Origin of the sequence: Kitasatospora purpeofusca, assembly GCF_036010405.1 — a bacterium.
Classification (GTDB): Bacteria; Actinomycetota; Actinomycetes; order Streptomycetales; family Streptomycetaceae; genus Kitasatospora; species Kitasatospora purpeofusca.
Genome location: NZ_CP108561.1, coordinates 7,940,894 through 7,960,287 on the forward strand (window position 1 = coordinate 7,940,894; position 19,394 = coordinate 7,960,287).

General features: G+C 72.8%; 17 protein-coding genes and 1 riboswitch. Of the genes, 7 read left to right on the forward strand and 10 right to left on the reverse strand.

What is annotated here, in order from left to right:
* Positions 1-104: 104 nt before the first annotated feature.
* Entirely contained in the window at positions 105-1,370 is a 1,266-nt protein-coding gene (locus OG715_RS34695; protein WP_323182215.1) for a transglycosylase family protein, read from the reverse strand.
* A gap of 8 nt (positions 1,371-1,378) precedes the next feature.
* Positions 1,379-1,546, reverse strand: a riboswitch (cyclic di-AMP (ydaO/yuaA leader).
* 265 nt (positions 1,547-1,811) lie between these two features.
* Between OG715_RS34695 and OG715_RS34700 the strand changes: the two genes are divergently transcribed.
* A complete protein-coding gene (locus tag OG715_RS34700) occupies positions 1,812-4,058 on the forward strand; it encodes a hypothetical protein (RefSeq protein ID WP_266273313.1) in 2,247 nt (748 codons plus the stop codon).
* Between the two features lie 89 nt (positions 4,059-4,147).
* On the opposite strand, the gene OG715_RS34705 is transcribed toward OG715_RS34700, so the two are convergent.
* Positions 4,148-5,083, reverse strand: coding sequence for a hypothetical protein (locus tag OG715_RS34705; protein WP_266273312.1), 936 nt, complete (start codon positions 5,081-5,083; stop codon positions 4,148-4,150).
* A 513-nt stretch (positions 5,084-5,596) separates the two neighbouring features.
* Here OG715_RS34705 and OG715_RS34710 point away from each other — a divergent pair.
* Positions 5,597-5,851, forward strand: a complete 255-nt coding sequence (locus tag OG715_RS34710) for a DUF397 domain-containing protein (RefSeq protein WP_030392214.1) — start codon at positions 5,597-5,599, stop codon at positions 5,849-5,851.
* A 419-nt stretch (positions 5,852-6,270) separates the two neighbouring features.
* Here OG715_RS34710 and OG715_RS34715 read toward each other — a convergent pair whose 3' ends face one another.
* Positions 6,271-6,792, reverse strand: a complete 522-nt coding sequence (locus OG715_RS34715) for an ATP-binding protein (protein ID WP_266273311.1) — start codon at positions 6,790-6,792, stop codon at positions 6,271-6,273.
* Positions 6,793-7,204: 412 nt separating this feature from the next.
* Here OG715_RS34715 and OG715_RS34720 point away from each other — a divergent pair, with 412 nt between their 5' ends.
* Positions 7,205-8,071, forward strand: a complete 867-nt coding sequence (locus OG715_RS34720; RefSeq protein ID WP_030392216.1) for a helix-turn-helix domain-containing protein — start codon at positions 7,205-7,207, stop codon at positions 8,069-8,071.
* A gap of 63 nt (positions 8,072-8,134) precedes the next feature.
* Here OG715_RS34720 and OG715_RS34725 read toward each other — a convergent pair whose 3' ends face one another.
* Positions 8,135-8,740, reverse strand: coding sequence for a TetR/AcrR family transcriptional regulator (locus OG715_RS34725; protein WP_266273310.1), 606 nt, complete (start codon positions 8,738-8,740; stop codon positions 8,135-8,137).
* 237 nt (positions 8,741-8,977) lie between these two features.
* Positions 8,978-10,501: an MFS transporter gene (locus OG715_RS34730; protein WP_266273309.1), complete on the reverse strand. Its 1,524-nt coding sequence runs from the start codon at positions 10,499-10,501 to the stop codon at positions 8,978-8,980.
* Positions 10,502-10,588: 87 nt separating this feature from the next.
* Between OG715_RS34730 and OG715_RS34735 the strand changes: the two genes are divergently transcribed.
* Complete coding sequence (locus OG715_RS34735) at positions 10,589-10,993, forward strand: MarR family winged helix-turn-helix transcriptional regulator (RefSeq protein WP_266273308.1); 405 nt, start codon at positions 10,589-10,591, stop codon at positions 10,991-10,993.
* A gap of 66 nt (positions 10,994-11,059) precedes the next feature.
* Here OG715_RS34735 and OG715_RS34740 read toward each other — a convergent pair whose 3' ends face one another.
* The 5 genes from OG715_RS34740 to OG715_RS34760 form a co-directional block, all read right to left on the reverse strand.
* Positions 11,060-12,022, reverse strand: coding sequence for a M56 family metallopeptidase (locus OG715_RS34740; RefSeq protein ID WP_266273306.1), 963 nt, complete (start codon positions 12,020-12,022; stop codon positions 11,060-11,062).
* 233 nt (positions 12,023-12,255) lie between these two features.
* Complete coding sequence (locus OG715_RS34745) at positions 12,256-12,849, reverse strand: DUF5134 domain-containing protein (RefSeq protein WP_266273305.1); 594 nt, start codon at positions 12,847-12,849, stop codon at positions 12,256-12,258.
* A 173-nt stretch (positions 12,850-13,022) separates the two neighbouring features.
* Positions 13,023-13,766: an amino acid ABC transporter ATP-binding protein gene (locus tag OG715_RS34750; RefSeq protein ID WP_266274595.1), complete on the reverse strand. Its 744-nt coding sequence runs from the start codon at positions 13,764-13,766 to the stop codon at positions 13,023-13,025.
* 74 nt (positions 13,767-13,840) lie between these two features.
* Positions 13,841-14,752, reverse strand: coding sequence for an amino acid ABC transporter permease (locus OG715_RS34755; RefSeq protein ID WP_407661145.1), 912 nt, complete (start codon positions 14,750-14,752; stop codon positions 13,841-13,843).
* A gap of 26 nt (positions 14,753-14,778) precedes the next feature.
* Positions 14,779-15,663, reverse strand: coding sequence for an ABC transporter substrate-binding protein (locus OG715_RS34760; RefSeq protein ID WP_266273303.1), 885 nt, complete (start codon positions 15,661-15,663; stop codon positions 14,779-14,781).
* Positions 15,664-15,923: 260 nt separating this feature from the next.
* On the opposite strand from OG715_RS34760, the gene OG715_RS34765 reads away from it, so the two are divergent.
* The 3 genes from OG715_RS34765 to OG715_RS34775 are packed head-to-tail and all read left to right on the forward strand — an operon-like array spanning position 15,924 to position 19,164.
* A complete protein-coding gene (locus OG715_RS34765) occupies positions 15,924-17,324 on the forward strand; it encodes a DUF6421 family protein (RefSeq protein ID WP_266273302.1) in 1,401 nt (466 codons plus the stop codon).
* On the forward strand, positions 17,321-18,079 hold the full coding sequence (locus OG715_RS34770) for an SDR family oxidoreductase (RefSeq protein WP_030392226.1): 759 nt from the start codon (positions 17,321-17,323) through the stop codon (positions 18,077-18,079). The genes OG715_RS34765 and OG715_RS34770 overlap by 4 nt, the downstream gene beginning before the upstream one ends.
* Positions 18,076-19,164, forward strand: a complete 1,089-nt coding sequence (locus OG715_RS34775; RefSeq protein WP_266273301.1) for a threonine aldolase family protein — start codon at positions 18,076-18,078, stop codon at positions 19,162-19,164. Before OG715_RS34770 ends, OG715_RS34775 begins: the two co-directional genes overlap by 4 nt.
* The last annotated feature ends 230 nt before the right edge of the window (positions 19,165-19,394 follow it).

The following is a 19,394-nucleotide window of genomic DNA, read 5'->3' on the forward strand; positions in this document are numbered from 1 at the left end:
TCGCGGCTGTGCCCGCGCGTGGGCACGCCGCAGCCCCCGGGGAGAGGAGCGACGGCTCTCCCCGGGGGCCACGGGCCCGCGGACGGACCCCGGGCGTTACCGGATCAGACCCGGCCGGCGAAGTCCGGCGCCCAGTTGGCGACGGTCTGGAGCCGCACGCCCGAGCTCGGGTTGGCGGCCTCGATGTACTTGCCGTCGCCGATGTAGAGCGCGACGTGGTAGACGCCGGAGTCCTGGCCGTTGTTGGACCAGAACAGCAGGTCGCCCGCCTTGAGCGAGTCCAGCGAGACGTGCGTGGACGCGGCGGCCTGGTCGGCGGCGACGCGCGGGACGGAGACGCCCGCGGCGCGCAGCGCGGCCTGGGTCAGGCCGGAGCAGTCCCAGCCGCCGTTGCCGGTGCCGCCGTAGACGTAGGCCTGGCCGACCTTCGACTGGGCGAAGGAGACGGCGGCGGCCATGCTGCCGGTGGCGGCCGGAGCGGGGGCCGGGGTCTCGGCCTTCGCGGTGGCGTCGGCGGCGGGCTTGGCGGCCGTCCCGGAGCCGTTCTGGGCGTCCTTGGCGCGGTTGAACCAGTCGAAGCCCTGGCCCGACCTGTCGGCGGCCGGGGTCTTCGCCTCGGCGCGGTCGCCGAGGGTCAGGTGCTGGCCCGGGTAGATGCTGTGCGGGCCCTCGGCCAGGGTGGAGCGGTTGAGCTCGTACAGCCGCTCCCAGCCGCCCTGGACGTTGTTCTTGTCGGCGATGGAGGAGAGCCAGTCGCCGGCGACCACGGTGTAGTCGGCGGAGGCCTCCTGGCCCGCCTGGCGGTGCCACTTCTGCCAGTCCTGGGCGCCGGTGCGCTGCTGGGCGGCGTCGGAGGCGGCCGGGGCCGGGTTCTCGGGCTTGGTGGCGGGCTTCTCGGCCGGCTTGGCGGCCGGCTTCTCGGCGGGCTTGGCGGCCGGGGCCGGGGTCTTGGCGGCCGGCGCGGTGGTGGCGGAGGTGTCCACGGCGGCGGGGGTGCCGCCCTTGGTCAGACCGGCCTGGACCGAGCAGACCGGCCAGGCACCGGGGCCCTGCACGGCGAGCACCTTCTCGGCGATCGCGATCTGCTGGTCCTTGGTGGCGAGGTCGGCACGGGCGGCGAAGGCGGTGCCGCCGAACCCGGCCCAGGTGGAGTTGGTGAACTGGAGGCCGCCGTAGAAGCCGTTGCCGGTGTTGATGCTCCAGTTGCCGGTGCTCTCGCACTGGGCGACCTTGTCCCAGGTGGCGACGGAGGCGGCCGAGGCGGTGCCGGCGGTGAGGCAGGGGACGGTGAGGCCGATGCCCGCGACGCCGAGGGCGGCGATCGCGCGACGGGTACGGCCGGACAGACGGGTGCCGTTGGTGGGCAGCATGAAGAACGTGGTCCTCTCCCACGCCTGCGAGGTGAGCTGTCGGATTCGGGCCGGAGTTGCCCGGCCGCGCTGTGGACGCGGCTTCACCCCTAGCCCGGGTCCGGTCCGAGGACCGGTCCTGGGCGAACTACCTGTGGTTCCCCCGCTCCTGCCGTGATGTATTGCGCTGCCAGCACGCCCGACGGCAGGACTCGGCGTCGCGGACGGGCTGGGTCCGTGTGGCCACGAACGGGGAGCACGTTAAGCAGAGGCGGCTTCAAACCGCAAACATGTGTGACGACCGTCACAGTTTACGAAAGACGTGCTGAACCGCTGTCCTTCATGATCAGAAATGACCGATTTCCGGCAACGCCCGTCATGGCCAACACAACTGCCTATGCTTCAGAGCGTCGGCACCACGCCGGCGCAGACGCAGCCGCCCGGGGGGAGGGCTACGCACCGATGGGCATCGACGAGGAGCCGGACGCCGCCCGTCCGGCCGCCAGGCCGCGCGGGGCGCACCGCAGGGCAAAACATCGCAGAGCGGACATCCCACCCGAACCGCCCCGAACTCCCGTAACCCGCCGCGCATTACTGCGCTGGCTGGCCGTCGGCACCGCCTTCGCGGCGATCAGCGGCGAGGAGGTCCTGCGCCGCTCGCTGACCGGAGAGACCCGGCTGGTCACCCCGGCCGCCGTCGTCGGCTCCGGCCCGCCCGGGGAGGGCGCCCCGATGGGCCAGGACGGCGGCCACGGCGCCGCCCCGCCGGACGCCGCCGCCCCGGGCACCGGAGCCCCGGGCACGGGGCCCCCCGAGCAGCCGGCCCCCGCGCCCACCGTCGACCAGGGTGGCCGCCGCTGGTCCGACCGGGCCGGCTGGGGCGGCAGCCCGCCCGGACCGCGCAGCGCCGTCCGGATCACCGACAAGGTCCTGCTCGACACCGACGCCGAGGTCGGCTCCCTGCTGGTCGAGCCGGGCGGCAGTCTCACCTTCGCCGCCGACCGCACCCTCACCCTCGCCGCCGCGGGCAACGTCGAGATCCGCGGCACCCTCGCCCTCGCCCCCGACGGCGACCGGGTCCACACCCTCCGCTTCCCCTCCGTCGACGAGAAGCGCTTCCAGGGTGACGGCATGAAAGTGGTCGACACCGATGTGGGCCTCTGGGTCACCGGCGCCGGCTACCTGCGGCTGGACGGCGCCGCCAAGACCGCCTGGGTCCGCGCCGAGCGCGAGCTCAGGGCCGGCGACACCGTCGTCGACCTGGCCGCTCCGCCGGCCGGCTGGCTCCCCGGCGACGAACTGGCCGTCACCCCGACCGGCCCGCCCGACCAGGACGGCTTCGCCGCCGCCTACGACCTCGTCACCGTCCGGTCCGTCAGCGGAACCACCGTCACCCTGAACACCCCGCTCAAGTACCCGCACCCCAGGGTCGCCGCCGGAGGGGGCGTCACGGTCGGCGCCGAACTGCTCAACCTCACCCGCACCGTCCGGGTCGAGGGCAGCGCCAAGGGCCGCGCCCACGTCCACCTCACCAGCACCCGCCGGGCCGACGTCCGGCACAGCGCGCTGCGCTGGGTCGGGCCGCGCGCCGACACCAAGGAGACCTGGCGGGGCCCGGACGGCACCGCGCCCGTCACCGCGCCGGTGCTCGGCCGGTACGGGCTGCACTTCCACCGGCTCGGCGACGCCACCCGTGGCACCGTGGTCGAGGGCGTGGTCGTCCGGGACGCGGGCAGCCACGCGTTCGTGCCGCACGCCAGTCACGGCATCACCTTCCGCAGCTGCGTCAGCCACGAGACCTGGGAGGACGCCTACTGGTGGGACGGCCCGCTGGACACCCGCACCCCCCAGCAGCCCTCCGACGACATCGTCTACGAGTCCTGCGTCGCCTCCCGCACCCTGCTCGAACCCAACCCCCGGGCCTACCGGCTGACCGGCTTCAACCTCGGTGCGGGCACCGGCGGCAAGGCCGTGGACTGCGTCGCCGTCGGGGTGCAGGGCGCCACCGGTGCCTCCGGCTTCGAGTGGCCGGAGAACAGCGAGGGCGTCTGGACCTTCCAGCGCTGCCTGGCCCACAACAACCTGCAGGACGGCATCTTCGTCTGGCTCAACGCCCAGCGGCACCATGTGGTCACCGAGTTCGCCGCCTACCACAACGGCGGCTGGGGCATCGAGCACGGCGCCTACCTCAACGACTTCGACTACACCGCGAGCGTGCTGTACGGCAACGCCGGCGGGGGAGTGGCACTGCACGCGCTCGGCCGGGACCGCGGTAGCAACTTCGACGGGCTGCTGATCGACGCCGCCGGGCGCAGCGACTTCGCGGTGTCCACCGCCCGGCACGAACTCGCCGGGGAGTCGGTCACCTTCAGCCGCAGCCGGTTCACCGGCTACCGTAGGGCCGGGATCGCGTTCCGGGCCGGGGCCGACGGCAAACCGGACGACGTGCTGGTGCTGGACTGCGAGTTCGGCGGCAACGAGCTCTGGCTCGACCCGGAGGCCGGGGCGCCCAAGAACATCCTGCTGCGCCGGGCCGGAACGACCGAGGTGCTCCAGGTCCGCCGGGCGGGCGAGGAGGGCAACGACCGGCCGCAGTGGAACGCGGTCGCCGCGTCGGTGCCGACCCTGGCGGGCCAGTCCCGGCCGGTGCAGGTGCCGGAGCTCAGGCTGAAGCACGCGGCCGCGCCCACCGGGCGGGTGGGGCGGTGACGGTGCCGCGGCGGCGCCGGGTGCCTCCGGCGGACGCGCGGCGGGCCCGGAACGGCGCTGCCGTTCCGGGCCCGCCCACGCGGTGTCCGCTACTGGGCGGCGTGCCGCCCGTTGCCGCGGAGGCCGGTCTCGTCGGTGTCCTCGGCCTCGTCGGCCCCGAAGTCGGGGGCGACGGCCGGCAGCGCGGCCAGGTAGGTGGAGGCGACCAGCTGACCCACCGCCTGGTACGCGCCCAGCGGCGCGGCCGACGGGCAGCCGGACTCCTCGGCGGCCGCGGCGAGCAGCTCGGCGTCCGCCTCGGGGCCGATCACCAGCGGGGCCAGGGCCGGGTTCTGGGCACCCATCTCCTTGAGGTGGGCGACGGCCTCGGCCACCGAGCCGGGGATGTCCAGCGCGGCGGCGACGACCGGGACGGCGAGCCGGGCGGCCAGCAGCATGCCGGTGATGCCGGCCGCGTCGGCCGCGGGCTGCCCACCGACGGTGGTGAGCACCACGCCGTCGGCGGCGGTCGCGATGGCGAACAGGCGGGCGCGGTCGGCGCGGGCCAGACCGGCCTCGGAGAGGCGGACGTGGACGGCCTCGGCGAGCAGCGGGTGCGGGCCCAGGGTGTCGGTGACCTGGGCGCCGTACTCGGCGGCGAGGGCGTGCAGTTCGGGGAGGAAGCCGTGCGGGCCGGGCACCAGCGGTACCACGACGGGCGTCGGCAGGCCGGCCTCGGCCGCTTCGGTCAGGAGTTCGGCGACGGTGCGCTCGGCCGTGGTCCCGCCGGTCTGCCGGCCGTCGGCCCCGCCGGTCGGCAGGTAGCCGGCGGCGGTCAGCACGCCGTTCTGCTCGCTGCGGACGATCGACAGCAGCTCCTCGACCACGGACCGGGATTCCGGTCCGGCGGCCGCGGGGACGGCGAGCAGCAGGGCCGGGGAACCGGCCGGGATCTCGGGGCGCTCGGGACGGCGGTGGCGCCCCCGCGCACGGGAGCCTGGAGTACGGACGGGCAGTGGCGCGCCCGGGATGGCTGCGGTGCTCATGGCGGAGATCGTAGGACATCGGCCCGCCCGGCCCGCATTCGGCTGCCGTACCGGGTGGGACCACCACTGCGAAAACCGGACATAACCGGCCTCCGGGCGGCAGTTGTCCCGGTACCCGCGTAGATGCGACGGAACGGGGCTTTCGTTGCTCGAGTGGCGCGTGAGATGTCTCACAGCATACGACCGGCCTGACGGAGCGTCACTGAGGTGCGACTCCCGGCGTCGGAAGATCAACATTCAGCGGGGGGTCGCCTACGGGCGGTTAGCGGCTACTTGTCGATTCGCTCGGCTATGTCCGCTTATATACCGCCGGGGGGCTCCTTGTGAAGAGTTCCGGTTCGGTGTCGAAAAGGCCGTGCACCTGCAATGTCCCGTGCTGATGCACGTGCACTGGAGCTATCATCGCGTCAAGTGAGGCGTTGTGCCGGGCCGGTACGGGGCCGGCCCGGTCGTACGGCCGGGGCCGGGGCGCCGAGCTGGACGACCCACTCCGGAGCTCTTCGGGAGATTTCTATGCACGACTCGCACGACACGTACGACACGTACAACGGGATGGCCGCTGCGGACCTCGAAGGCGTGGTCTGGCAGAAGAGCCTGCACAGCAATTCCCAGGGGAACTGCGTCGAATTCGCCGCCCTTCCGGGGGGCGAGGTGGCGATGCGCAACTCGCGCTTCCCGGACGGTCCGGCGCTGATCTACACCCGGGCCGAGATCGCCGCACTGCTGCTGGGGGCCAAGGACGGGGAGTTCGACCACCTGGCGGTCTGACCGGTCGCCGGCTTCACCATCGGGGGGCCGTCGTGGGTGCTGACACCACGACGGCCTTTAGTCTTTTTCGGCCGTGCTTGCCGGTTCTCCCGGCTCTCCCGCCCCCGGGATCCCGGGCCGAGGGGCGCCCGGCCTTCGCGGCCGGGCCCGCTTCCGCCGCTGGGCCCGCTTCCCCCGCTGGGCCCGCTTCCGCCGCTCTGCCGAGCCGCCGCACGCGGATCGGAGTGGCAGGGTTCGGAGTGGCAGGGATCGGAGCGACGCCACCGCCGGGAGGCTGCCGGTGCCCGCTGCCCGTGGGCCGCCGATCGCCGTTGCCGGGGTGGAGTGGTCGCCGAAGAAGCCTGCCGGCCGTGGTGTGGTGTTCCCGGCGCGACTGTCGGCGGACGCCGAGTCAGGCGTCGGGCGTCAGGAGTCAGGCATCAGGCCGAGCGCCGGTGCCGTCCGCCGAACTCGGCCGCGGGGACCGGTCGCAGGCTCTCCTCCGCCTCGAACAGCGCCCAGACGACCTTGCCGCCGCCCAGCGGGTGCCAGCCCCAGGAACGGCTGAAGGAGTCCACCAGGTGCAGTCCGCGGCCGGACTCGGCCACGAAGTCCGCCTCCCGGGCCACCGGGCCCAGGCTGCTGGGGTCGCTCACCGCGCAGACCACCTGGGGCGCGCGGTGCACGAGGCTTATTCGGATCGGCAGCCTGCCCTCGGGCGTCGGCTGCGTGGGAAAGTCGTGGTCGTCCGCCGCCGTCGGGCACGCGCCGATCGCGTGCCGCAACGCGTTGGTCACCAGCTCCGAGGCCACCAGCGCGACATCGTCGAAGAGCTCGCCCAGGCCCCAGCGCTGCAGGGCGGTCCTGGCGAAGTCGCGCGCGGTTCTGACGGCTTCGTAGCGGGGAGCGAGCGTACACGTGACCACATGGGGGTCGACTGCCAAAGCCGTTCCGGTGCTCATGAAGAGCTCCTCCCATAAGGGGGCGGACACGGCTGGACCCGCCGGGGTCATGCCGGTCACCTCCGACTCGCTCGGCCGCGCGGCCGCCTCGACCAGGCGCGCGCGCACGAGGGCCCGGAGGCGCGGGGGCGCTACCGGGCCGGTGCACGGAATCGCGCGTGGGGTCGACGCGGAGCCCGCGGGATTGCCAGGGATGTGCAGGTGCACGTGCACCATCGTGCTCTGCGCTCACTACAGATGCAAGAGCCGATTCACGTGCAGTCGTTCAAATGGCATATGCAAGCGCCGGATGCACGTGCATCCTGGTGTGCGGAGTGCAGAACCGATAGGAACATCCGTCAGTATCGGCACCGTGAGCGCTCAACTGATGGCAGACTGTGCGCTGTTTGCCCTAGGTGGAGGTTAGGACCGCATGACCACAGTTCAGCCGGGCGGCGGCTCGATGGTCCGCCGGATCCTCCTCGGCTCCCAGCTGCGCCGGCTCCGCGAGACGCGCGGCATCACCCGCGAGGACGCGGGCTACGCGATCCGGGCTTCCGAGTCCAAGATCAGCCGCATGGAACTCGGCCGGGTCAGCTTCAAGGAACGTGACGTCGCCGACCTGCTCAGCCTCTACGGCGTGGACGACGGCCTCGAACGCGAGGCGCTGCTCGGCCTGGTCCGTGAGGCCAACAAGTCGGGCTGGTGGCACAGCTTCAACGACGTCCTGCCGGGTTGGTTCCAGACCTATGTCGGCCTCGAGGAGGCCGCTGCCCTGATCCGCACCTACGAAGTCCAGTTCGTCCCCGGCCTGCTGCAGTCCGAGGAGTACGCACGGGCGGTTTTCGGCCAGAGTCGGCCGGTGATCAGCGAGGAGGAGGTCGAACGCCGGGTCAGCCTGCGGATGCGCCGTCAGAAGCTCCTCACCGAGGGCGGCAGCCCGCGGCTCTGGGCGGTCATCGACGAGGCCGCGCTGCGCCGTCCGGTCGGCGGCCCCAAGGTGATGCGCGGCCAGGTCCAGTACCTGATCGACGCCGCCGAGCAGGCCAACGTGGTCATCCAGGTCATGCCGTTCCGCTTCGGTGCGCACGCCGGTGAGTCCGGTGCGTTCACCATCCTGCGCTTCCCCGAGCAGGACCTCGCGGACGTGGTGTACCTGGAGCAGCTGACCAGCGCGTTGTACCTGGACAAGCGCGACGACGTCGACGCCTACATCCAGGTCATGGAGCGGCTCTGCGTGGACAGCCTCACGCCCGAGCGCACCATCGACCTGCTGGCCTCGATCCTCAAGGAGCGCTGAGCCCGGACCGGACCGGTGCCCCCGGGGCGCCGGACAGGCAGGGCGGCCGCCGGCCGCCGCGGTTCAGCCGCGGGCCGGCGGCCGTTCCCGTTCCGGCGGGAGCGGCTGCGGCGGACGGCCCAGGTGCCAGGGCAGGTCGTAGCGGCGGAACAGGTCGGCCCGGATCGGGGCCAGCGGGAGTTCCGCCCCGGGCAGCAGCACGCCTATGCAGCCGCCCATCAGCGCGCTGCGCAGTACCGCGTGCTCGGCCGGCGGGTCGGGTGCGCCCCAGTCGCGCAGCAGTCCCTGGAGGATCGAGCCGAGCCGCTGCTGCTCCGGGTCCTGGACGAAGGCGCCGGTGTCCGGGTCGAGGATGAGCGCGAGGTGCGAGCGCATCACCCTCGGGTGGTCCATGGCCAGGCTCAGCACCGCGTCGATGGCCCGGGCGAGCCGGTCCTCGGGGCCGGCCTCGGGTGCCAGCTCGTCGAGGGCGGTGGAGAGCGCCTGGTGCATCATCCGGTGGGTGGCCGACTGCATCAGCAGCCGTTTGCCGTCGAAGTAGTAGGAGAGCAGGCCGCGCGCGAGCCCGGCCCGCTCGGCGATGTCGGTCAGCGTGGTGCCGGCGTATCCGCGCTGGTCGACCAGCTCGACGGTGGCCCGCATGATGCGGCGCCGGGAGCGCTGGCGCATCTCCTCATTGACCGAATCCCCGCGAGGTGCCATCGTGTCTGCTCCGTACGTTCGTTGGCTGGCGGCCAATATACTGGCCGGGCCGGCGACCGGACCCCGGCGACCGGCAATCGGCCGGGCGGTCCGGGTTCGGCCCGTACGGAGGCGCCGGCCCTACCAACACGGGGGTTTGGTAGAGCCGGCGCCCAGCCCGACGGCGAAGGGTGGATCCGGGTGATGCGGAACCTCTGCCGCCGCTCAGCTCTTGCTGAGGATCTCGTCGCGGCGCCCGGCCAGGTCCTCCCGGCCTACTGACGGATAATCATAGTCCGGTACCGGCAGGGAGGTTGCCTTCTTCCGCCGGTCGAGCACGGCTCCCGCCACCGCGATCACCAGGCCGACCAGCGCGACCCCGGTGACGAACAGCAGGGCCGGCCGGTAGCCGTCCAGCTGGGCCTCGGCGCCGGTGCCGCCGTTGCTGCCCGCGGTGATGATCGCGGTGGCGCCGGCCAGGACGACCGCGGTGCCCACCTGGATCGCGGTGTTCACCAGGCCCGAGGCGAGGCCCTGCTCCTCGTCCGCCACCCCGTCGGTGGCGGCGATGTTCACCGAGGGGAAGGCGAGCGCGAAGCCGACGCCGAGCAGGACGATCGAGGGCAGCACCAGCACCGGGTACGAGCTGTGCGCGTCCAGCCGCAGGAACAGGGCGAACGCGCCGACCAGGGCCAGCAGGCCGATCGGCAGCAGCCGGCCGGTGCCGAAGCGGTCCACCACCGGGCCCATGAACGGCGCCGAGAGCGCGATCATCGCGCCGGCCGGGAGCAGCCCGAGCGCCATCGTCAGGGCCGACCAGCCGAGCAGGTCCTGCAGGTAGAGGGTGACCACGAACTGGAAGCCGCCGTACGCGCCGGTCATCGCGAAGGCGATCACATTGGCCCGGGCGACCGAGCCGTTGCGGAAGATGCCGAGCCGCACCAGCGGGTGCGCGGTCCGGCTCTCGACCACCAGGAACGCCGCCGCCAGCAGCGCCACGACGGCCAGCGAGCCCAGGGTGCGCAGGCTCAGCCAGCCCGCGCCCTGCGCCTCGGTGACGGTGAACACCAGCAGCAGCACGGCGGTGGTGCCGGTGATCGCGCCGAGCACGTCGTAGCGGCCGGTGGCCTTCTCCTCGGTCGGGCGGGGGAGCAGCCGGACGGCGAAGACCAGGGCGATCAGCGCGATCGGGACGGGCATCAGGAAGGTCCAGCGCCAGCCGACCGCGGTGAGCAGGCCGCTGAGCACCAGGCCGAGCGAGAAGCCGCTGGCGCCGCAGGTGGTGTAGATCGACAGTGCCCGGTTGCGGGCCGGGCCCTCGGGGAAGGTCGTGGTGATGATCGACAGGCCGGCCGGCGCGGTGAACGCGGCCGCGACGCCCTTGAGGAAGCGGGCGGCGATCAGCAGGCCGCCGTCGTCGACCAGGCCGCCGAGCAGGGAGGCGGCGGCGAAGACGCCGAGCGCGGTCAGGAAGACCCGGCGGCGGCCGAGCAGGTCGGCGGTGCGGCCGCCGAGCAGCAGCAGGCCGCCGTAGCCGAGCACGTAGCCGGAGACCACCCACTGGAGGGTGGAGGTGGACAGGTGCAGTTCGGAGCCGATGGACGGCAGGGCGATGCCGACCATCGAGATGTCCAGGGCGTCCAGGAAGAGCGCGGCGCAGAGCACGATCAGGGTGCCCCAGAGTCGGGGAGTCCAGTGGGCCCCGGCATGTGACGGATCGTCGGTGGTCGTGGCGGTCGCTGTGGTCATGACGCAAGACACTACATGCACATGCATCCAATGCAAGTGAATAAGATGTTAACGCATAAGTTGTTGACGCTGTGATACTGTGGCGGGGTGGCTGAACTCGACTCCCCGGAGGAGGCAGGGCTGGTCGCCCAGTGGCGCGACCTGCTCGCCCGGCATGCCCGGACCGCCTGTCTGCTCGACCGCGAGCTCGGCGAGAAACACGGCCTGGGCATGAGCGAGTTCGAGGTGCTGGAGCGCCTCGTCGAGGGCTGCGACAGCGGCGACAAGGGCCTGCGCGTGCAGGAGCTCGCCCCCACCGTGCACCTCAGTCAGAGCGCCCTCTCCCGGCTGATCGGCCGACTGGAGAAGGCGGGGCTGGTCACTCGGGCGATGTGCGCCGCCGACCGGCGCGGCATCCAGGTCGCGCTCACGGAGGAGGGCTGCCGGCGCTACGCCGAGGCCCGCGAGCTGCATCGCGAGGTGCTGTCGCTCACCCTGACCGAGGAGCCGTAGGGCGCTTCGGCAAGGATCCGACGCTCCGTCAATGTCGCTGCTTCGCGCAGGTGTTGGCGGGGCGGCTCAGCGCAGAGCGAGCAGCCCCGGGGCGACGGCCAGCAGGACGACCGCAGCGGGCACCGCCAGGGCGGCCACGGTCAGTCGCAGCCGGTGCGGCACGGACAGCCTCGGCCGCCCCGCCAGCAGTCGGTCCACCCGCTTCGGGGACTGCGCCTGCCCGGGCGGGCAGGCGCCGAACACCCCGCGCTCCAGATTGATCCCCGCCAGCGCCAGGGCCGTGGTGTGGCGCCCGTGCCGGCGCGCCGCCCGGTCGTCCGCCGCCAGCTCCACCAACTCGCCCACCTGGTCCCGGAAGGCGCGGAACACCCCGACCCCGGGGAAGCCGGAGGCGAGCGCCTGCGCCCCCTGGGCCAGCCAGTGGTGCCGGGCCCGCACATGCCCGCGCTCGTGGCTGAGAACCGCCGCCAGTTCGCGGGCGGTGAGCCGGTGGAGGGCCCCGGTGGTGACCACCAGCCGGGAGTCCTGCCCCGGCAGCGACCACGCCTCCGGGCGGACGTTCTCCAGTACCACCAGCCGCTCCCGGCGGGGCCGGGCGCCGACACCCGAGACCGGCTCGATCGACTCCGGCAACGGCGGTGAGAGCTCGGCCAGTTGGGCGTGCCGACGGGCCCGCAGGGCCTTCGCGGTACGGATCTCCCGGGTCAGCGCGACCACCGTCTGCAGCCCGCCCGCCGCCAGCACCGCCGCGCAGAGCCGGCCCCAGCCCTCGGCGTTGTGCAGGCCGTACGCGGCCTCGACGCCGGTCGGCGCGCAGCCGAAGAGCACCGTGCGCAGGTCGGGGAGGGCGGCCATCGCGGCGAGCACCAGGCCCAGCGCGCAGCACAGCAGCACCGCCACCACCAGGCACTGCCAGACCAGCAGCGCCAGGACCGGTTCCCGCTCCACCCAGCGCGCCCGGACCAGCAGCCGGGGGGCGAGGGTGGCGAGCACCAGTCCGAGCAGCAACAGGCCGAGCAGGGCCGTCATGGCATGGGCTCCCCGGGGACGCACGGAGCGCGACAGTGCGCTTCCGGTCAACCTATGCGCTGCCGGAGCCGGGTGGAACGGCTTTCGGTCGCCCAGTGACCAACGCCACGACACCTGGCGGACGGGGGCGGGTCACGAGGGGGCGCCCGGGTGCCGCCGACCCGCTGCCGGTTCGTCGTCCGTCGTCCCGTCCGTCCTCGCCCGGTGCGGACGGACGGGACGGCGGACGGTCGTCACATGGTCAGGAGCATGGCGAACATGCCGATGCCCATGGACAGTCGGCAGGCCCGGGGCAGTCCGGCCGAGGCCACCGCCGCCGTGCCGCCGGAGCCGCTCAGCAGCCGGCTGCCGGACCACAGCGCGTACCCGCCGAAGTAGGCGAGCAGGGCGCCGGTCAGCGCGGGCGAGCCGGTGGCCGGATGGTGCCCGGCGTGCCCGGGGGCGGCGGTCATCGCCAGCGCCATGTACGTCATCGCCAGCGCCCCGACCGCGTGGTGCAGCCGGTGCGCCCGCCGGTCCGGACGGCGGGCCGCCGCCAGCAGCAGGAGCACGGCGGGCGGACCGTAGACCCAGGCCCACACCTCGCCCGGTACGGCCGCACCGGCGACCGCCATCGCGGCCATGCCGAAACCCATCAGTCCCTCGGCGAGGTCCGCCTCGTGGGTGTGCAGCCGGCCGGGACCGGCGCCGGGAAGGGCGGCCGGGGCGGTGGCGGCCGGGGCCGGGACGGGAGTGCACGGGGCGCGGCGCAGCCGGGAGAGGCAGTAGCCACCGGAGGCCGCGGTGAGGACGGCCAGCAGCCAGCTGACCAGGTCTGGACCGTGCAACGGCGGCCTCCCGGGCGGCGCGGACGGGCGTACCGTCCACGATCACCGCTCGCCGCCGTGCACAGCAGGGCGCGTACGGGGGCGCACGGTTGTGCTCCTCGTGGTGCGGTCGGGCGTCGGGCGCCGCCCGGCCCCGGCATTCGGGTACTGGCGCCCGGGTGCGGACGCTCCGGTCACCCGGCGAGCCGGCCCGAGGCGATCACCCGGCTCAGGAAGCGCCGGGTCCGCTCCTCCGTCGGCGCCCCGAACACCCGCTCCGGCGGCCCCTGTTCGAGCACCGCCCCGCCGTCCAGGAAGCAGACCTGGTCGGCGACCTCGCGCGCGAAGCCCATCTCGTGCGTGGCGAGCAGCATCGTCATGCCCCGCTCCTTGAGGTCCCGCACCACCGACAGCACCTCGCCGACCAGCTCCGGGTCCAGCGCGGCGGTGATCTCGTCGAGCAGCAGCAGGCGCGGCCCGGTGGCCAGGGCCCGGACGATCGCCACCCGCTGCTGCTGCCCGCCCGAGAGCCGGTCCGGGTAGGCGCCGGCCCGGTCCGCGAGACCGAGCCGCTCCAGCAGCTCCAGCGCCCGCGCCTCCGCCTCGGCGCGCGGCACCCCGTGCACCCGGCGCGGGGCGAGCGTCACGTTCTCCAGCACGGTCAGGTGCGGGAAGAGGTTGTACGCCTGGAACACCACGCCGATCCGCCGCCGGACGGCGTCCTCGTCCACGCGCGGGTCGGTGATCTCGGTGCCGTCCAGGAACACCGCGCCGTCGTCGATCCGGTCCAGCAGGTTGACGCACCGCAGCAGCGTCGACTTGCCGGAGCCGGACGCGCCGATCAGCGCCGTCACCGAGTGCTCGGGCACGCTCAGGTGCACGTCCGCGAGCACCACCCGGCCGTCGCCGAAGGTCTTGCGCACCGCCTCCAGCCGCAGGACCGGCTCACGGCCGTCGGCCGTCCCGTCTGCTGTCCCGTCGGCCGTCCCGTCGGCCGACTGTCCCGGCACCGTCACGACAGGCCCCCTTCGTAGCGCCGGCGGTCGGCCCGGGCGGTCAGCCAGCCGGTGAACCGGGTCAGCGGCACGGTCAGCGCCACGAAGACGAGCGCCGCCACCAGGTACGGGGTGGAGTTGAACGACCGGCCGTTGATGATCTTCGCCGCGTAGACCGCGTCGATCACCCCGCCGATCGACACCAGCCCGGTGTCCTTCTGCAGGCTGACCAGGTTGTTGAGCAGCGGCGGCACCACCCGGCGCACCGCCTGGGGCAGCACCACGAACCGCATCGCCTGCGTGTGCGACAGGCCCAGCGAGCGGGCGGCGGCCAGCTGGCTCGGGTGCACCGACTCGATCCCGGCCCGGAACACCTCGGACACGTACGCCGCGTAGGTGAGCACCAGCGCCGCGCCGCCCAGCCACAGCGGGTCGGTGGTGACCCCGGTCAGCCGCAGCGCCGGGACGCCGGTGATCATCACCAGCAGGCAGATGATCATCGGCAGGCCGAGGAAGAAGTCCACGTAGACCGTGACCAGCAGCCGCACCGGCAGGAAGACCGGCCCGCGCAGCGTCCGCAGCACCGCGAGCAGCAGGCCGAGGACGAGGATCAGCACCCCGCAGACGGCCATCAGCTCCAGATTGATCCGCAGCCCCTTGAGCACCTCGGGCAGCGCCTGCCGGGCGTACTCGGCACTGAAGAACGAGCGCCGCACCGCCGGCCAGCCCGGCGAGCCGACCACCAGGGCGACCAGCGCGACCGCCGTCAGCACGGTCGAGGCGGTGGCGATCAGCGCCGAGCGGCGGGCGCGGCGGCGGCGGAACGCCTCCCGGGCCAGTCGGCGCGCCGAGGGCCGGTAGCCGGGCGGGGCGGCCGCCTTCCCGTGCTCCGCGGTCACGTCCTCCGTGCTCACCTCCCCGGCGCTCATGTCTCCGGCGCTCACGTCCTCCGTGCTCACCGCAGTACGGGAGCGGACACGGCGTCGGACAGCCACTCCTGCTCCAGCCGCCCGAGCGTGCCGTCGGCCCGCAGCGCGTCCACCGCCGCCGAGACGCAGCCGGTCAGCCGGGAGCCCTTGTCCAGCACCAGTCCGAACTGCTCGGCCCCGCCGCCGGCGCCCGTCAGCTGACCGACCACCACGGCCTCGGTCACCTCGGCCCCGGTGATGTAGAAGGCCGTCGGCAGATCCACCACCAGCGCCTCAACCTGACCGTTCCTCAGCGCGGCCTTCGCCAGGTCGTTGGAGTCGAAGACGGCCGGCGGCGCCGACGGCCGCAGGGTGCCGGTGATCGCCTCCAGGCTGGTGGTCCCCACCTGGGCACCCAGCTTGACCCCCTTCAGGTCGGCCAGGCTCCGGGCCGAGGCGGCCTTGGAGCTCTTCAGCGCGATCACCGCCTGCCGCACGTCGTAGTAGCCGGAGGAGAAGTCCACCGCCTGTCGGCGCTCGGTGCTGATCGACACCTGGTTGATGTCGAAGTCGAAGTCCTTGGGGCCGGGCGCGGTCGCCCGGCCGAACGGTGCGACCACCCAGGACACCTTCTCCTTGGGGTACCCCAGCTTCGCCGCGACCGCGTACGCCACCGCCGATTCGAATCCCTTGCCGTTCTCCGGCCGGTCCTCCGAGAACCACGGCCCGTACGCGGGCTTGTCGGTGCCGACGGCGAGCGTCCCCGCCGTCCGGGTCGGCAGCGCTCCGGGCGAGCAGTCGGCGGAGCCGCCCTGGGCCGGGGACGCGGAGCCGGAACCGGAGGCCGGTTCCTGGGCGGCGCAGCCGGTGACCGCGGCCAGCAGGGCACCGGCGAGCAGCGCGGCGACGACGGACGTGCGGGGGAGGGGCATGGGCGGCGCTCCTGGGCGAAGAGGCGGACCGGTCGGGTGGTGACCTCCCCCGGTGGCGGGCCCGGGACACGCGCGGCATGGTCGCCTTGGGAGGCTTCGTCCCCTGCCGTCCGGAAGATCCCCTCGCCTGTTCACGCGCCTGTCACGCGTGCTCCACCCCTGGTCACGAAAGATCCGGCGCCGAACCCGCCCTTGAACAGAAGAACCTTTCGTACATATGGTGGTCTCGTTGAAAACCCTCCTGTTGAAGTGAGTCCCCGATGCAGAATCTTTCGCCAAGGGTCGCTGTGGCGGCCGACGCCCCGGCCCAGAGCCTCGCCGCGCACCCGGCCTGGCTGCGACTGAAGGACGCCGTCGAGACCCTGCGCCCCCTGCAGTCCAAGGACGGCTCCATCGACCTGGCCGCCGTGCAGCGCCACACCGTCGACCCCCTGGTCGCGACCGTGCGCACCGCCGTCGCCGAGCTGGCCCCGCTCTTCCCGCACGACGCCGCCTACCTGGCCGCCGTCGACGCGGACCTGGCCAAGTGGGCCGACACCGGCTACCGGGAGCCCGACTTCCTGGACTCGCTGCTCGCCTTCCAGCCCGCGACCCAGCGCGAGGACGGCCTCCAGCACCTGGTCGTCTTCCCGATGTACACCCAGAACGGCAACCCGGACCGCAACCTGGAAGCCGTCCTGCTGAACGTCGTGTGGCCCGAGTGGCTGGCCGAGCTGGAGCGGACCCGCTTCGACAACCCGATGTTCGTGCCGATCACCTTCACCGACTTCACGGCCGGTTACGACACCAACTCCGCCGTCCTCTTCCCGGAGACCGTGGCCGTGCGCAAGGCGCCGGAACGATTCACCTGGGGCGGCATCTTCTGCGACCGCGAGGCCGCCCGCTTCCGCGTGGTCTCCACCAACGCCGTCGAACTGCTCGGCCTGGAGATCCCCGCCGACGCCGAGAGCCTGCTGCAGGACCAGGAGCGCTCGCAGCAGACCTTCGTGCTCTGGGACCTCATCCACGACCGGACCCACAGCCACGGCGACCTGCCGTTCGACCCCTTCATGATCAAGCAGCGCAGCCCGTTCTGGATGTACGGCCTGGAGGAGCTCCGCTGCGACCTCACCACCTTCAAGGAGGCGGTGAAGCTGGAGACCGAGGGCAACGTGCACGCCCGCGACGTCCAGTACGCGATCCTCTTCGACCGCCTCTTCCGCTTCCCGGTCAGCGGCGACCGCGTCCGCAACTACGACGGCATGGGCGGCCAGCTGCTCTTCGCCTACCTGCACAAGCACGACGCGCTGCGCTGGCGCGACAACCGCCTCAGCATCGACTGGGAGCGGGCCCCGAAGGTCACCAACGACCTCTGCGCCGAGATCGAGACCCTCTACCGCGACGGTATCGACCGCCCGAAGCCGGCCCACTGGATCGCCGCCTACGAGCTGGTCTCCCGCTACCTCACCCCGCACCCGGCCTCGACCTGGGCGAAGGGCACCGAGGCACTGCCGTTCGGCACCACCGACGGCAAGGCGCTCAACAAGGCGCTGTGCGACGCTGTGCTCCCCGACGAGTTCCCGCTGAGCATGTTCTACGAGGCCCTCTCGAAGAAGCTCGGCGGCGTCATCGCCTCGACCGCCGGTATCACCGGCGCCGGCCTGCAGGGAGTCGCCGCGTGACCACCGCACCCAAGGGACCGCTGACCGGCAAGGTCATCGCCGTCGCCGGAGCCAGCGGCCCGGCCGGCCAGGCCGTGCTGCGCCGCCTCGCCTCCGACGGCGCCACCGTCATCGGCGCCGACATCGACGCCCAGCGCCTGGAGTCCGCACTCGACTCCGTCCGCATCGCCGTCCGCGGCGCGCGCGTCAGCGGCCAGGTCATCGACCTCCTCGACCCGCAGGAGGTCCACGACTGGGCCGACCACCTGGAGGCCGAGCACGGCCACGTCGACGGCGTGTTCCACCTCGTCGGCGGCTGGCGCGGCAGCAAGACCTTCTTCGACAGCCGGATCGACGACTGGGACTTCCTGCACGACACCGTCGTGCGCACCCTCCAGCACACCTCGCTGGCGTTCCAGCCCGCCCTGGTCCGCAGCGAGTCCGGCCGCTACGCGATGATCTCCGCCGCCGCCGCGCACAAGCCCACCGCGGGCGGCGCCGCCTACGCCGCCGCGAAGGCCGCCACCGAGGCCTGGACGCTGGCCATGGCGGACTCCTTCCGCAAGGAGACCACCGCCGAGGACGGCAAGCCCACCGCTGCGGCTGCCATCCTGGTGATCAAGGCGTTGGTCAGTCCCGAGATGCGGGCCGAGAAGCCGGAGGCGAAGTTCGCCGGCTTCACCGACACCGCCGACCTCGCCGAACACCTCGCGGGCCTCTGGGACCGCCCCGCAGAAGAACTGAACGGACAGCACCTGTGGCTGACAGCCCAATGACCGACATTTCCGAGCTCTCCGGCCACACGGACGCGCAGCGGCGGCACGACACCGCCGTCCGCGGCTTCGCCAGTGACAACTACGCCGGCGTGCACCCCGAGGTGCTCGCCGCCATCGCCCTCGCCAACGGCGGCCACCAGGTCTCCTACGGTGAGGACGACTACACTACCCACCTGCAGGACGTCTTCCGCCGCCACTTCGGCGAGCAGGCCGAGGCGTACCCCGTCTTCAACGGGACCGGCGCCAACGTCGTCGCCCTGCAGGCCCTGCTGCCGCGCTGGGGCGCGGTCATCGCCGCCGAGAGCGCCCACATCAACGTGGACGAGGGCGGCGCGCCGGAGAAGATGGGCGGCATCAAGCTGCTCACCGTCCCCACCCCCGACGGCAAGCTCACCCCCGAGCTCATCGACCAGCAGGCCTGGGGCTTCGGCGACGAGCACCGCGCGCAGCCGCTCGCGGTCTCGATCACCCAGAGCACCGAGCTCGGCACCCTCTACACGGTGGAGGAGATCCGGGCGATCGTCGACCACGCGCACCAGCTCGGCATGCTGGTCCACGTGGACGGCTCGCGCCTCTCCAACGCCGCCGCCTCGCTCGGCGTCCCGCTGCGCGCCTTCACCACGGACGTGGGCGTCGACGTGCTGTCCTTCGGCGGCACGAAGAACGGCCTGCTGCTCGGCGAGTGCGTGGTCGTGCTCAACCCCGAGAAGGTCCGGAACATCAAGTTCCTGCGCAAGACCTCGATGCAGCTCGCGTCGAAGATGCGTTTCGTCTCGGTCCAGTTCGAGGCGCTGCTCTCGGGCGACCTCTACCTCCGCAACGCCGGCCACGCCAACGCCATGGCGAGCCGGCTGGAGGCCGCGGTCCGCGGGATCGACGGCGTGACCGTGGTCCGCCCGGTCCAGGCGAACGCGGTGTTCGCGATCCTCCCGCGCGAGGTGAGCGAGCGGCTGCAGAAGCGCTACCGCTTCTACTTCTGGAACGAGCACACCGGTGAGGTCCGCTGGATGTGTTCCTTCGACACCACGGAGGCCGACATCGACGCCTTCGCGGCGGCCATCGCCGAGGAGATGGGTCGCGCCTGAGGTGCGCTCCGACCGCCGATCGTCCCGTCCCGCCGCCGCGGGGCGGGACGATTTGCTTCTGACGCTCCCGTCCCCGTACAGTTCCGGAGTCGCCGCGAGAGAGCGGGGACAAGCGGAAAGCGAAGTCGGCTGAATGAAACTCCGGAAAACGGAGCGGAAAACATCTGATAAGCTTGAAACACGAAAGAACGAAGCGCCCGGAGGGCCGGTGTGAAAGCCGCCTGAAGGAA

Excerpts from the sequence above, each read along its gene's own strand:
- OG715_RS34695 (WP_323182215.1), bottom strand. The coding sequence starts at position 1,370 with ATGCTGCCCACCAACGGCACCCGTCTGTCCGGCCGTACCCGTCGCGCG.
- OG715_RS34700 (WP_266273313.1), top strand. The coding sequence starts at position 1,812 with ATGGGCATCGACGAGGAGCCGGACGCCGCCCGTCCGGCCGCCAGGCCG.
- OG715_RS34705 (WP_266273312.1), bottom strand. The coding sequence starts at position 5,083 with ATGAGCACCGCAGCCATCCCGGGCGCGCCACTGCCCGTCCGTACTCCA.
- OG715_RS34710 (WP_030392214.1), top strand. The coding sequence starts at position 5,597 with ATGCACGACTCGCACGACACGTACGACACGTACAACGGGATGGCCGCT.
- OG715_RS34715 (WP_266273311.1), bottom strand. The coding sequence starts at position 6,792 with ATGAGCACCGGAACGGCTTTGGCAGTCGACCCCCATGTGGTCACGTGT.
- OG715_RS34720 (WP_030392216.1), top strand. The coding sequence starts at position 7,205 with ATGACCACAGTTCAGCCGGGCGGCGGCTCGATGGTCCGCCGGATCCTC.
- OG715_RS34725 (WP_266273310.1), bottom strand. The coding sequence starts at position 8,740 with ATGCGCCAGCGCTCCCGGCGCCGCATCATGCGGGCCACCGTCGAGCTG.
- OG715_RS34730 (WP_266273309.1), bottom strand. The coding sequence starts at position 10,501 with ATGACCACAGCGACCGCCACGACCACCGACGATCCGTCACATGCCGGG.
- OG715_RS34740 (WP_266273306.1), bottom strand. The coding sequence starts at position 12,022 with ATGACGGCCCTGCTCGGCCTGTTGCTGCTCGGACTGGTGCTCGCCACC.
- OG715_RS34755 (WP_407661145.1), bottom strand. The coding sequence starts at position 14,752 with ATGAGCGCCGGGGAGGTGAGCACGGAGGACGTGACCGCGGAGCACGGG.
- OG715_RS34760 (WP_266273303.1), bottom strand. The coding sequence starts at position 15,663 with ATGCCCCTCCCCCGCACGTCCGTCGTCGCCGCGCTGCTCGCCGGTGCC.
- OG715_RS34765 (WP_266273302.1), top strand. The coding sequence starts at position 15,924 with ATGCAGAATCTTTCGCCAAGGGTCGCTGTGGCGGCCGACGCCCCGGCC.
- OG715_RS34775 (WP_266273301.1), top strand. The coding sequence starts at position 18,076 with ATGACCGACATTTCCGAGCTCTCCGGCCACACGGACGCGCAGCGGCGG.